Source organism: Streptomyces nodosus (genome assembly GCF_008704995.1).
In the GTDB taxonomy this organism is placed as follows: domain Bacteria; phylum Actinomycetota; class Actinomycetes; order Streptomycetales; family Streptomycetaceae; genus Streptomyces; species Streptomyces nodosus.
The window spans coordinates 3,485,001-3,497,347 of sequence record NZ_CP023747.1 but is presented as its reverse complement, the minus strand read 5'-3'; the positions used below and the strand labels follow the sequence as shown (position 1 = coordinate 3,497,347).

The 12,347-nt window shown below is 71.8% G+C and carries 11 protein-coding genes and 1 riboswitch; of the genes, 6 read left to right on the top strand and 5 right to left on the bottom strand.

The features are described from left to right. Positions 1 to 7 precede the first annotated feature (7 nt). The 3 genes from CP978_RS15735 to CP978_RS15725 all read right to left on the bottom strand — a co-directional run bounded on the left by CP978_RS15735 (position 8) and on the right by CP978_RS15725 (position 3,254). Positions 8 to 937 (bottom strand): 1-phosphofructokinase family hexose kinase, encoded by a 930-nt coding sequence (locus CP978_RS15735; RefSeq protein WP_043441412.1) that lies wholly within the window; start codon positions 935 to 937, stop codon positions 8 to 10. 179 nt (positions 938 to 1,116) lie between these two features. Beyond that, positions 1,117 to 2,310: an N-acetylglucosamine-6-phosphate deacetylase gene (gene nagA / locus CP978_RS15730; protein WP_043441409.1), complete on the bottom strand. Its 1,194-nt coding sequence runs from the start codon at positions 2,308 to 2,310 to the stop codon at positions 1,117 to 1,119. After that, positions 2,310 to 3,254 (bottom strand): ROK family protein, encoded by a 945-nt coding sequence (locus tag CP978_RS15725; RefSeq protein ID WP_043441406.1) that lies wholly within the window; start codon positions 3,252 to 3,254, stop codon positions 2,310 to 2,312. The genes nagA and CP978_RS15725 overlap by 1 nt, the downstream gene beginning before the upstream one ends. Positions 3,255 to 3,615: 361 nt before the next feature. On the opposite strand from CP978_RS15725, the gene CP978_RS15720 reads away from it, so the two are divergent. Both CP978_RS15720 and otsB read left to right on the top strand, forming a co-directional pair. Next, complete coding sequence (locus tag CP978_RS15720; RefSeq protein WP_043441403.1) at positions 3,616 to 3,843, top strand: DUF3263 domain-containing protein; 228 nt, start codon at positions 3,616 to 3,618, stop codon at positions 3,841 to 3,843. 93 nt (positions 3,844 to 3,936) lie between these two features. Further along, positions 3,937 to 4,782, top strand: coding sequence for a trehalose-phosphatase (gene otsB / locus CP978_RS15715; RefSeq protein WP_043441400.1), 846 nt, complete (start codon positions 3,937 to 3,939; stop codon positions 4,780 to 4,782). 40 nt (positions 4,783 to 4,822) lie between these two features. Here otsB and CP978_RS15710 read toward each other — a convergent pair whose 3' ends face one another. After that, entirely contained in the window at positions 4,823 to 6,253 is a 1,431-nt protein-coding gene (locus CP978_RS15710; protein ID WP_043441398.1) for an alpha,alpha-trehalose-phosphate synthase (UDP-forming), read from the bottom strand. Positions 6,254 to 6,366: 113 nt separating this feature from the next. Continuing rightward, positions 6,367 to 7,338: a glucosyl-3-phosphoglycerate synthase gene (locus CP978_RS15705; protein ID WP_043448707.1), complete on the bottom strand. Its 972-nt coding sequence runs from the start codon at positions 7,336 to 7,338 to the stop codon at positions 6,367 to 6,369. Between the two features lie 159 nt (positions 7,339 to 7,497). After that, positions 7,498 to 7,654, top strand: a riboswitch (SAM riboswitch). 18 nt (positions 7,655 to 7,672) lie between these two features. Between CP978_RS15705 and thrC the strand changes: the two genes are divergently transcribed. The 4 genes from thrC (at position 7,673) to groL (ending at position 12,215) form a co-directional block, all read left to right on the top strand. Continuing rightward, positions 7,673 to 8,953 (top strand): threonine synthase, encoded by a 1,281-nt coding sequence (thrC, locus tag CP978_RS15700; protein WP_043441394.1) that lies wholly within the window; start codon positions 7,673 to 7,675, stop codon positions 8,951 to 8,953. Between the two features lie 43 nt (positions 8,954 to 8,996). Further along, positions 8,997 to 9,272 carry a ubiquitin-like small modifier protein 1 gene (locus CP978_RS15695; protein ID WP_043441392.1) on the top strand — a complete coding sequence of 92 codons (276 nt, stop codon included), beginning with the start codon at positions 8,997 to 8,999 and terminating at the stop codon, positions 9,270 to 9,272. Positions 9,273 to 9,723: 451 nt separating this feature from the next. Beyond that, positions 9,724 to 9,927 carry a cold-shock protein gene (locus tag CP978_RS15690; RefSeq protein WP_003986833.1) on the top strand — a complete coding sequence of 68 codons (204 nt, stop codon included), beginning with the start codon at positions 9,724 to 9,726 and terminating at the stop codon, positions 9,925 to 9,927. A 665-nt stretch (positions 9,928 to 10,592) separates the two neighbouring features. Beyond that, positions 10,593 to 12,215: a chaperonin GroEL gene (gene groL, locus CP978_RS15685; RefSeq protein WP_043441388.1), complete on the top strand. Its 1,623-nt coding sequence runs from the start codon at positions 10,593 to 10,595 to the stop codon at positions 12,213 to 12,215. Positions 12,216 to 12,347 lie beyond the last annotated feature (132 nt).

Sequence of the window (12,347 nt, the reverse complement as noted above, 5' to 3'; positions counted from 1 at the left end):
GGTGCCGTCAGGCCGCGTTCGCCTCTTCGGTCACGGTGACGCGGCCCAGCAGTTCCTCGTAGGCCCGGCGGTCGAACTCGCCCGCCGCGGGTGCCAGGACCGTCGCCGTGGACAGGGCCACCGCCCGGGCCAGCCGCGCGGGCCACGGCAACCCGTCCACCAGGCCCGACAGCAGGCCCGCCACCGCCGAGTCGCCCGCGCCCGTGGGGTTGCCCCGGAGCCGGTGCGGCGGGCCGGCCCGCCAGTGGCCCTCCGCGTTCACGGCGAGCAGACCCTGGGCGCCCAGCGAGGCGATCACGGTGTGCGCCCCGCGCCTGCGGGCGTCCCGGGTGGCCCCCAAGGGCTCGTGGGAACCGGTGAGTTCGGCCAGTTCGTCGGCGTTCGGCTTGACCATGTCCGGGCGGGCGGCGACCCCCCGGCGCAGCGGCTCGCCACTGGTGTCCAGCAGCACGGGCACGCCCGCCGCCCGTGCGGTGCGCACCAGTTGGGCGTACGCCCCCACGGGCACCCCCGGCGGCAGGCTGCCGCACAGGGCCACCGCCGCCGACGAGCGCACCTTGTTCTCGTAGGCCTCCAGAAAGGCCGACCACTCGGCGGGTGTGATCACCGGTCCCGGCTCGTTGAGCTGGGTGGTGTCCCCGGTCGTCCCGTCGACCACCGCGACGGTGCGCCGGGTCGCGCCCCCGACCGGGAGCAGCGCGTCCACCACGCCGTGGGTGCGGGCGAGTTGCTCCCGCAGCAGGCGGCCCGTCCCGCCGCCGGCGAAACCCGTGGCCGTCACCTCGTGGCCGAGCGCGGCGAGCACCCGGGCCACGTTCAGCCCCTTGCCGCCGGGCCGTTCGGCCACCTCGGAGACCCGGTGCGAGCCGTGCGGCCGCAACGTCCGTACGCGATAGGTGATGTCGAGAGCGGTGTTCAGCGTGACCGTCAGGATCACGGGACCTCCCCCGAGAGTCAGGACGGCGCGGTCCGTGCGCCCCGGAACCCGGGCTCCGGAGGTGATCCGGGAGGCGGACCGCGCTCGCCGTCGGCGTGTGCGAAGGCTCGATCATGCCAAAGGAGAGGGTGCCGGCCCAGCCCCCGGGGGCCACCACACCCCGTCAACTGGGAGATGAATCACCCCAGTCGGGGATCGACCACCCACTCGCCGCGGCGCATCACGCCCTTGAGGACGAAGTCCTCGTCCAGCAGCACCAGGTCGGCGTCCTTACCGGGCTCCAGGGAGCCCACCCGGTCGTCGACGCCCAGCAGCTTCGCCGGGTTGGCCGAGAGGGCCGCGACGACGTCCTCCACCGGCAGCCGGTCCACGGTGACCGCACGCCGGAACGCGCGGTCCAGGGTGAGCGTCGAACCGGCGATCGAGCCGCCCTCCACCAGACGCGCCACACCGTCGCTGACCTCGACCTCCAGCGGGCCGAGCAGATATCGGCCGTCGCCGGAGCCCGCCGCGTCCATCGCGTCCGTGATGAACGCGACCCGCGCCGCGCCCGCGTGATGGAACGCCAGCTGGAGGGAGGCCGGATGCAGATGGGTGCCGTCGTCGATCAGCTCGACCGTGATCCGCTCGTCCTCCAGCAGCGCGGCGATGGGGCCGGGCGCGCGATGGCCGAGCTGGGGCATCGCGTTGAAGAGATGGGTGGCGACCGTGGCGCCCGCGTCGATGGCCGCCACCGTCTGCTCATAGGTGGCGTCCGTGTGCCCGATCGCCGCGATCACTCCGTGCTCGGCGAGCAGCCGTACCGAGTCCAGGCCGCCGGGCAGCTCGGTGGCGAGCGTGACCATCTTCGCCCGGCCGCGGGCGGCGTCGATCAGCTTGCGGACCTCCGCCGGATCCGGGTCGCGCAGCAGCGCCTCGGAGTGGGCGCCCTTGCGGCAGGGCGAGATGAAGGGGCCCTCGAAGTGGATGCCGGCGATATCGCCCTGCTCGGCCAGCTCGGACAGCAGTCCGGCGTGCCCGACCAGGACGTCCATGTCGTCGGTGACGGTCGAGGCCACCACGGTGGTGGTGCCGTGCAGCCGATGGGTGCGGACGGCCGTGAGGGCGTCCTCGGCCGTGCCGGAGAAGGAGGCGCCGCCGCCGCCGTGGTTGTGCATGTCGACGAAGCCGGGGACCAGCCAGTGCCCCCGTACATCGATGATCTCGGCGTTTTCGGCGTTTTCGGCGGTCTCGGTGTCCGGGACGGGGGATCCGGCCGGGCCCGTGGGGGAGTGCCCGGCGATCCGGGTGCCCTCCACGACGAGGCGGCCGCCGTCCACGGTCCCGGTGGGCAGCACCACCCGGGCACCGGCGAGGATCTTGCGCGTGGCCATCAGGTGGTTACCTCCGCAGGGTCGGTGGATTCGAGGAGATCCCAGGCGAGGAGTCCCGCGCCCAGGCATCCGGCGGTGTCCCCGAGCGCTGCGGGGACGATCGACGGCAGCTTCTGGAAGGTGACCCGCCGCCGGACGGCGTCCCGCAGCGGGGCGAACAAGGTCTCTCCCGCCTCGGCGAGCCCGCCGCCGATGATCAGGGTGCGGGGGTCCAGCAGGGTGAGCGCGGTGACCAGGCCGTCGGCGAGCGCGTCCACGGCCTCCTGCCAGACCCGCAGGGCGTCACCGTTGCCGGATGCGACGGCCTTCGCGCAGTCCGCCGCGTCCGCCTCCGGGTCCCCGGTGGCCTCGGCCCACGCCCGGCTCACTGCCGAGGCCGACGCATAGCGCTCCAGACAGCCCTGCTGACCGCAGGGGCAGGGGGTGCCGCCGGGCCGTACGACGACATGGCCGATCTCGCCCGCGAAGCCGTGGGCGCCGGCCTCGACCCGGCCGCCGATGCCGATGGCGCCCGCGATGCCGGTGCCCAGCGGCACGAACAGAAAGCGGTCGGCTCCCCGGCCCGCGCCGATACGGCCCTCGGCGAGCCCGCCGCTGCGCACATCGTGCCCGAGCGCCACGGGTACGCCGCCCAGCCGGCGGCCGAGCAGTGCGCGCAGCGGGACGTCACGCCAGCCGAGGTTGGCCGAGTAGACGGCGACGCCCTCGTCGGCGTCGACGATTCCGGGGACGGCGACGCCGACCGCGGCGGCGGGTGCGCCGAGGTGCCGCTCTCCGTGCGCGCGCAGCTCGGCGGCGAAGGCGAGGATCGACTCCACCACCGCGTCGGGCCCCCGCTCGCGCCCGGTGTCCCGGCGCGTCTGATGCAGCAGCTCGCCCCCGGCCCCCACCAGTGCGGCCTTCATCCCGGTGCCGCCCACATCGAGGGCGATGACATGTTCCACGAGAACAGTGTGGCGCGTACACCCGGAAGAGGTCTAGTCCACTTACACGGGGGGATCCCTTCCGGACGGCCCGCACCCCGGGCGACGGCACCGGGTCCGGGGCGCACCGGGCCGGGGGAAGCGCCGAGTCACCCTCCCCGGGCCGGGCGGAAGCGCTGGGTCACCCCCCGGACCGGGGGCCGGGCTGCGGTGCGCCCGGTGACCGTGGGAAGCGGTGGAGCGGCGCTCGCCGCTCCTGGCATGCCTGCGTCCGGGGGTGGCAGCCGCGCATGACGCCCCCCTGTCCGGGGGCGGCAGCCGCGCACGGTGCCGGGCCGGGTGGCCGGCGGTGATGTCGGTGGGGCCGGTTACCGTGTCGGGCATGGAGGAGCTGACCGTGCGGGAGAAGGCGATTCTCGCCCTGGAGGAGCGGGGATTCCCGGGGCCCGGGGCCAAGGAGCGGGCCATACGGGAGCGGCTCGGGCTGGCGCCCGTCCGGTACTACCAACTGCTCAACGCCCTGCTGGACGATCCGAGGGCCCTGGCGCACGCCCCGGTCACCGTCAACCGGCTCCGCCGGGTCCGGGAGTCCCGCCGAGCGGAGCGCTGAGCCCGCCGCGCAGCGGATCGCGGCGACCGAAAAGCGCCGTGCGCATGCCCCGAGTCATGGGTGGGCCCCGCCCCGCGCCGCTAGGGTCGTGCCATGGGCAGCCATAGGGACTCCTTGCCGACGCCCGCCACCCAGGCAGGGCGCGACGGACTCGACGCCATCCTGGAGCGGCCGGGGCGGGCCGTACTCGCCTTCGACTTCGACGGGACACTCGCCCCGATCGTCCCCGACCCCGACCAGGCCCGCGCCCACCCCGACGCGGTCCCCGCCCTCGCGGCCCTCGCCCCGAAGGTCGCCTCCGTCGCGGTCGTCACCGGCCGCCCCGCCGGGGTCGCCGTCCGCCACGGCGGCTTCGCCGGCGTACCCGGACTCGACCGGCTGGTCGTCCTCGGCCACTACGGCGCCGAACGCTGGGACGCCCGCACCGGCACCGTCCACGCCCCCGCCCCCCATCCCGGGGTCGCCGCCGTCCGCGCCGAACTGCCCGGCCTCCTCGACCGGATCGGGGCCTGGCACGGCACCTGGATCGAGGAGAAGGGCCGCTCCGTCGCCGTCCACACCCGCCGCGCCGAGGATCCGTCGGCCGCCTTCGAGGCCCTCCGCCGGCCCCTCGCCGACCTCGCCGCCCGCCACGGTCTGATCGTCGAACCCGGCCGTATGGTCCTGGAGCTGCGCCCCCCGGGGATGGACAAGGGCGTGGCCCTGCGGGAGTACGTCCGCGAGATCGGCGCCGGAGCGGTGCTGTACGCCGGTGACGACCTCGGCGACCTCTCCGCCTTCGCCGCCGTCGACAAGCTCCGCTCCGACGGCGTGCCCGGACTGCTCGTCTGCAGCGGCAGCGAGGAGGTGGCGGAACTGGCCGAGCGCGCGGACCTCGTGGTCGACGGCCCGGAAGGCGTGGTGCGCCTCCTGAGGGCCCTGGCACGACGACTGCCCTGACCGGCCGGTCCCGCCCCGTCGGCAGGCACCCGGCGGCCGGTCATCCCTCCAGGGCCGCCAGCTGGTCCAGGAACCACCGGGCCGGGGGAAGTGCCGTGGCCTGGGCGGTGAGGCGCTTGGTGCGTTCCGTGCGCTCCCCGGAAGGCATCGACAGCGCCGTGTGCAGGGCCGCCGCCGTGCCCCCGATGTCGTAGGGGTTCACCGTCAACGCCTCCTCGCCCAGCTCCTCATGGGCCCCCGCCTCCCGGGACAGCACCAGCGCACAGCCCTCGTCGGAGACCACCGGGACCTCCTTGGCAACCAGGTTCATGCCGTCCCGGATGGGGTTCACCAGGGCGACGTCCGCCAGCCGGTAGGCCGCCAGCGAGCGCGCGAAGTCGTCCTTCACATGCAGCTCGACGGGGGTCCAGCCGGGCGTCCCGTAACGGGAGTTGATCTCCGTGGCCACCCGCTGGACCTCCGCCGTGTAGGCGCGGTACACGGCCAGGTCCTGGCGGGACGGATAGGCGAAGGCGATGTGCACGACCCGTTCGCGCCACTGCGGATACGACTGGAGCAGCTCCTCGTACGCCAGCAGCCCGCGCACGATGTTCTTGGACAGCTCGGTGCGGTCCACCCGCACGATCGTCCGGCGGGGACCCCCGTCGGGGGCCGTGCCGATCTGCCGCCGCAGCGTCGCCATCCGCTCGTCCACGTCCGGCCGGTGCGCCCGTTCCCGGAGGAACTCGGCGTCCGCGCCCAGACCGTGCACCCCGACACGGGTGCCCGAGGGGATGCCGGGGCCGAGGACCGCATGACAGCAGTCCGTGAAGGCGTCCGCCCAGCGCCGGGTGAGGAACGCCGCCCGGTCCGCGCCCAGGATCCCGCCGAGCAGCTGCGCCGCGATGTCGTCGGGCAGCAGCCGGAAGTAGTCCGGCGGCGCCCAGGGGGTGTGCGAGAAATGGCCGATCCGCAGATCGGGCCGCAGCTCGCGGAGCATCCGGGGGGCCAGCGCGAGGTGGTAGTCCTGGATCAGCACCGCCGCCCCCTGACCCGCCTCCTCGGCCAGCGCCTCGGCGAACGCGCGGTTGTAGGACTCGTACGCCGCCCACTGCCGCCGGAACCCCGCGTCGAAGACCGGCTCCAGCGGCGTCTGATAGAGCATGTGGTGGATGAACCAGAGCACCGAGTTGGCGATGCCGTTGTACGCGTCGCTGTGCACCTGGGCATCGATGTCCAGCATCCGCACGCGCCGGCCGCCGGTGTCGGCCGGGTCGAGCGCGCCACCGGTCCGCCGTACGGCCTCCCGGTCGCCGTCGCCCAGGGCGGAGCAGACCCAGACGGCGTCGGTGTCCGGGCCGATCGCCGACAGACCCGAGACCAGTCCGCCACCGCCGCGCCGCGCGGTGAGCCGCCTGTCCTCGTCCAGCGCGTACGAGACCGGGCCGCGGTTGGAGGCGACGAGTACGGATGCCGTATGCGTGGAAGCCATGCCACGAAACTAGCCCGACCCGAAAACGCTCAAACGTACGGTTCGGCCGTATGCGGACCTTGGCGCAGGCCCTGGGCGAGGCCCCGCGCGGGAGCCGCACGCGGCCGTGCACCCTAGGCGGCCTCGCGCTCCAGATACTCGGTGATCTCCACCATCGGCGGCCGCTCCTCCGTGTCCACCGCATAGGTGCGTGGCTCGAAACCGCCCTCGCCCCGTTCGAACTGGGTGAGGGAGGGCCGGATCAGATGGCCCCGGGCGAGCCGGAGCTGTGCGGTGCGGTAGATCGCGGCGGCCATCCGGCCCAGCGCCCGGCCGTCCTGGTGGCGGTGGATGCGCACGCCCACATCGACCTGGGCGAGGGCGTCCAGGCCCACCAGATGCAGGGCGTCGACCAGCATGCCCAGCTCCACCCCGTACCCGACCGGGAACGGCAGCCGTTCCAGCAGGGAGCGGCGGGCGGCGTACTCACCGCCGAGCGGCTGCACGAAACCGGCCAGCTGCGGCCAGTGCATATTGAGCAGCGGGCGTGCCATCAGTTCGGTGACGCGTCCGCCCTGGCCCGCCGCGACCGCGCCGGCGGCGCCCTCGCCCGCCACGGTCAGCGGCCGGTCGTACATCGCCTTGACGAGGTCCACCCCCGGGTCGGTGAGCAGCGGGCCCACGATCCCGGTGACGAAGTCCGAGGAGAACTCCCTGAGGTCCGCGTCGACGAAACAGACGATGTCCCCCCGGGTGACCAGCAGCGAGCGCCACAGCACCTCGCCCTTTCCGGGCACGGCCGGGATGCGCGGCAGGATCGTGTCGCGGTGCACCACCCTCGCGCCGGCCGCCGCGGCGACCTCGGAGGTGCGGTCGGTGGACCCGGAGTCCACGACCACGATCTCGTCGACGAGCGGCACCCGCCGCATCAGGTCGCGACGGATGACGGAGACGATCTCGCCGACCGTCCGCTCCTCGTCGAGGGCGGGCAGCACGACGCTGACGGACGAGCCCGAGGCGCCCTTGGCGGCCAGGATCCTGTGGAGCGGGCGATCGGCGACGGACCAGGAACGGGTGCTCAGCCAGCGCTCCACTTCTTCCAGCACGGTCTGCGGCTCCTCACGTTTCACGGGGCGATGTGATCCATCTCGCGGTTCGGACGACTATCTCAACCGTCCTTGCCTTCGGTTACAGTCTTGAACAACGCCGGTGACCGTCGTATGTCGGGGGTCACCCCGGCTGTCACCAGTGAAACAACCGCATACAGCTCATCCAGAGGGGCAGAGGGAAACGGCCCGATGAAGCCCCGGCAACCCTCCAGTCGGTTCTCGTAGATCAGTGATGATCGTTTTCGCGAGGCTCCCGGCTAGGGAAGGTGCCAAATCCGTCTCACGGCGAAACGCGTCGTGAGGAAGATGAGGAGAAAGGGCCTCGCCTCATATGGCTGCGCAGACAGTTGCACGCACCACCGACTCCGTGAACCTCGGTCCCGCCGCGGCACTCTCCTGCCGGGAATGCGGCCATCGGGTGCCGCTCGGCCCGGTCTTCGCCTGCGAGGAGTGTTTCGGCCCGCTGGAGATCGCCTACGACTTCTCCGGCTATGACACGGAGGAACTGCGGAAGCGGATCGAGTCGGGCCCCGCGAACATCTGGCGCTATGCGCCGCTGCTGCCGGTCCCGTCGGACGTCGCCGACAAGCCCAACCTGAACCCGGGCTGGACCAAGCTCGTCCAGGCCGACAACCTGGCGCGCGAACTGGGCGTGACCGGCGGGCTGTTCGTGAAGGACGACTCCGGCAACCCCACCCACTCCTTCAAGGACCGGGTCGTCGCCCAGGCGCTGGAGGCGGCCCGCGCCTTCGGCTTCACCACCCTCTCCTGCTCCTCCACCGGCAATCTGGCGGGCGCGGTCGGCGCCGCCGCGGCCCGTGCGGGACTGCGCTCCTGTGTGTTCATCCCGCACGACCTGGAACAGGGCAAGGTCGTCATGGCCGCGGTCTACGGCGGCGACCTCGTCGGCATCGAGGGCACCTACGACGATGTGAACCGCTTCTGCTCCGAGCTGATCGGCGACCCGGCCGGTGAGGGCTGGGGCTTCGTCAACGTCAACCTCCGCCCGTACTACGCGGAGGGGTCCAAGACCCTGGCGTACGAGATCGCCGAGCAGTTGGGCTGGCGGCTGCCCGAACAGATCGTGGTCCCGATCGCCTCCGGCTCCCAGCTGACGAAGATCGACAAGGGGTTCCAGGAGCTGATCAGGCTGGGGCTCGTCGAGGACACGCCGTACAAGATCTTCGGTGCGCAGGCCGAGGGATGCTCGCCGGTGTCGGCCGCGTTCAAGGCCGGCCATGACGTCGTACGGCCGCAGAAGCCGGACACCATCGCCAAGTCGCTGGCGATCGGCAACCCGGCGGACGGCCCGTACGTCCTGGACATCGCCCGCCGCACCGGGGGAGCGGTGGAGGATGTGACGGACGAACAGATCGTCGACGCCATCAAGCTGCTGGCCCGCACCGAGGGCATCTTCGCGGAGACCGCCGGCGGTGTGACCGTCGGAGTGACGCGCAAGCTCATCGAGAACGGCGTCCTCGACCCGTCGAAGACGACGGTCGTGCTCAACACGGGCGACGGACTCAAGACGCTGGACGCGGTGGCCGGCACCGGGCTCACCGCCACGATCCGCCCGAACCTCGACTCCTTCCACGAGGCCGGGCTCGCGTGAGCGCCCGCCCCGCACTTCTCACCCCGACCGGAGGTCCCACCCCATGAGCGTCAACGTCCGCATTCCCACCATCCTGCGTCCCTACACCGGCGGCCGGGCCGAGGTGAGCGCCGACGGCGCCACCGTCGCGGAGGTCATCGCCGACCTGGAGAAGAACCACGCCGGCATCGCGGCCCGCGTCCTGGACGACCAGGGCAAGCTGCGCCGCTTCGTCAATGTGTACGTCAACGACGACGACGTCCGCTTCGAGCAGGGCCTTCAGACGGCGACGCCGGACGGCGCGGGGATCTCCATCATCCCGGCGGTCGCGGGCGGCTGACGGCGCCTCACCCCCGTGATCGTCGGCCCTCCGGCCGCACCGGTCTCCGAGAGTTCATCGAATTGCCCTCTCCGCGAGTGAAGCGGAGGGGGCAATTCTGCATGGTTGAGCGCGGTACAGTTGGGGAACGCGCTCCCGGTCATCCCGCTGAATGCTCTGAGTTCCTGTCGCGGGTCCGATGAGAAACAGCCAAAGTGTGCAGGGCTTTTGCGCCATTCATTCTATTTACGGGGCCCGACTTGCCCTGAATTCGGGCAAATTATTCATATATCTCCGACCGGCCAGGCCTGGATTTCTCGTCCGATTGACCTGTTGCAGACGGCAGTTGGACAGATACATTCAGCCGCGGTCGACGCGTTCCGGCGCACGCCCCCAACCGTTGGGGGGTGAGGTCTGACCCGGATCCGCGAAGTGTGGATCTGTGCAAGGGCCAGTAATAGGGGAGTTAGGCATGGCTCAGGGCACCGTCAAGTGGTTCAACGCGGAGAAGGGGTACGGCTTCATCGCGGTCGACGGTGGTGCGGATGTTTTCGTCCACTACAGCGCCATCCAGATGGACGGCTACCGCACCCTGGAGGAGGGCCAGCGGGTCGAGTTCGAGATCTCGCAGGGTCAGAAGGGGCCGCAGGCGGACATGGTCCGCGTGGCCGGCTGAAGTCGCGCGCCGACGACTGAAACCGTTCGACGTGTCGAGGGGCTCGTATCCCACCCGGGATACGAGCCCCTCGTCCCGTTCCCCTCGCCCCATCGGGTGACCACGGCCTCATGAGCCCGGGGTGTCCCGTCGGGGCACCGGCCCGTCCACCGGCGGTCCGCCGCCCGGTTCGAGCCCGGTTCGCGGGGCGTCTCGCCCGGGTCTGTCCCGGACCGCTGCGCCCGGAACGGGATAGTTCTGCCTGCCTGCCTGCCTGCCTGCCTGCCTGCCCGCCTGCCCCGGTCCGGCCCGCTCTGTGGGGCGGTACCGCGCCCTGGTGCCGTCGATGCTGCGGGACGCGCCGAGTCCGTTCGTCGGCGTTTCCCCGCCCGGCTCGGATCCGTTTCGTGAGGCTGCTCGACCCGGTGTCCAGGCCCTGGACGGCTGGGCCGGACGGCTGCCTTCGGCGCCCCCTCAAGGACCGCGCTTCGCGGGCGCACCTTGCACTCGGAGGGGGCGAGTGCTAATCATTGGCGTTAGCACTCTGAAGGTGAGAGTGACAAAAGAGGACCGGGTCGGTGAGGCCACGGGCCGGGTGGGGCAAGGAACCTCCGGTCGGGGCCGTCCGTCGCGGGCGCGGGCGCGGTCCGAAGTCATCACCCCCAGTCCTGGGAGGACCACTTCACATGGCCAAGATCATCGCGTTCGACGAGGAGGCGCGGCGTGGCCTCGAGCGCGGCATGAACCAGCTCGCGGACGCCGTCAAGGTGACCCTCGGCCCCAAGGGCCGCAACGTCGTCCTCGAGAAGAAGTGGGGAGCCCCCACGATCACCAACGATGGTGTGTCCATCGCCAAGGAGATCGAGCTCGAGGACCCGTACGAGAAGATCGGCGCCGAGCTGGTCAAGGAAGTCGCCAAGAAGACGGACGACGTCGCCGGTGACGGTACGACCACCGCGACCGTGCTCGCCCAGGCGCTGGTCCGCGAGGGCCTGCGCAACGTCGCCGCCGGTGCCAACCCGATGGCCCTGAAGCGCGGTATCGAGAAGGCCGTCGAGGCCGTCTCCACCGCCCTGCTGGAGCAGGCGAAGGACGTCGAGACCAAGGAGCAGATCGCCTCCACGGCCTCCATCTCCGCCGCCGACACCCAGATCGGCGAGCTGATCGCCGAGGCCATGGACAAGGTCGGCAAGGAAGGCGTCATCACCGTCGAGGAGTCGCAGACCTTCGGTCTCGAGCTCGAGCTCACCGAGGGCATGCGCTTCGACAAGGGCTACATCTCGGCGTACTTCGCCACCGACATGGAGCGTATGGAGGCCGTCCTCGACGACCCGTACATCCTGATCGCCAACTCCAAGATCTCCAACGTCAAGGACCTGCTCCCGCTCCTGGAGAAGGTCATGCAGTCGGGCAAGCCGCTGCTGATCATCGCCGAGGACGTCGAGGGCGAGGCCCTGTCGACCCTGGTCGTCAACAAGATCCGCGGCACCTTCAAGTCCGTCGCCGTCAAGGCCCCGGGCTTCGGCGACCGCCGCAAGGCCATGCTCGGCGACATCGCCATCCTCACGGGCGGCGAGGTCATCTCCGAGGAGGTCGGCCTCAAGCTGGAGAACGCGACCCTGGACCTCCTGGGCCGCGCCCGCAAGGTCGTCATCACCAAGGACGAGACGACCATCGTCGACGGCTCCGGCTCCGCCGAGCAGGTCCAGGGCCGGGTCAACCAGATCCGCGCCGAGATCGAGAACAGCGACTCCGACTACGACCGCGAGAAGCTCCAGGAGCGCCTCGCGAAGCTGGCCGGCGGCGTGGCCGTCATCAAGGCCGGTGCCGCCACCGAGGTGGAGCTCAAGGAGCGCAAGCACCGCATCGAGGACGCCGTCCGCAACGCCAAGGCGGCCGTCGAGGAGGGCATCGTCGCCGGTGGTGGCGTGGCCCTGCTCCAGGCCTCCCAGGTCTTCGAGAAGCTGGAGCTCGAGGGCGACGAGGCCACCGGTGCCGCCGCCGTCAAGCTGGCGCTCGAGGCCCCGCTGAAGCAGATCGCCGTCAACGCCGGCCTCGAGGGCGGTGTCGTGGTGGAGAAGGTGCGCAACCTGACCCCGGGCCACGGCCTGAACGCCGCGACCGGCGAGTACGTCGACCTGGTCAAGGAAGGCATCATCGACCCGGCGAAGGTGACCCGTTCCGCGCTGCAGAACGCCGCCTCCATCGCCGCGCTGTTCCTCACCACCGAGGCCGTCATCGCCGACAAGCCGGAGAAGACCGCCGCGCCTGCCGGTGGCGGCATGCCGGGCGGTGACATGGACTTCTGAGCCTGACACCAGGCTCGGACAGCACGTCCATCCCGAGGGCGGCACTCCCTGGAAACAGGGGGTGCCGCCCTCGGGCGTGTCCGGGGGCGGGCAGGCCCCCCGGGCCGGGGCACCGGCGGACGGCACCGCCAC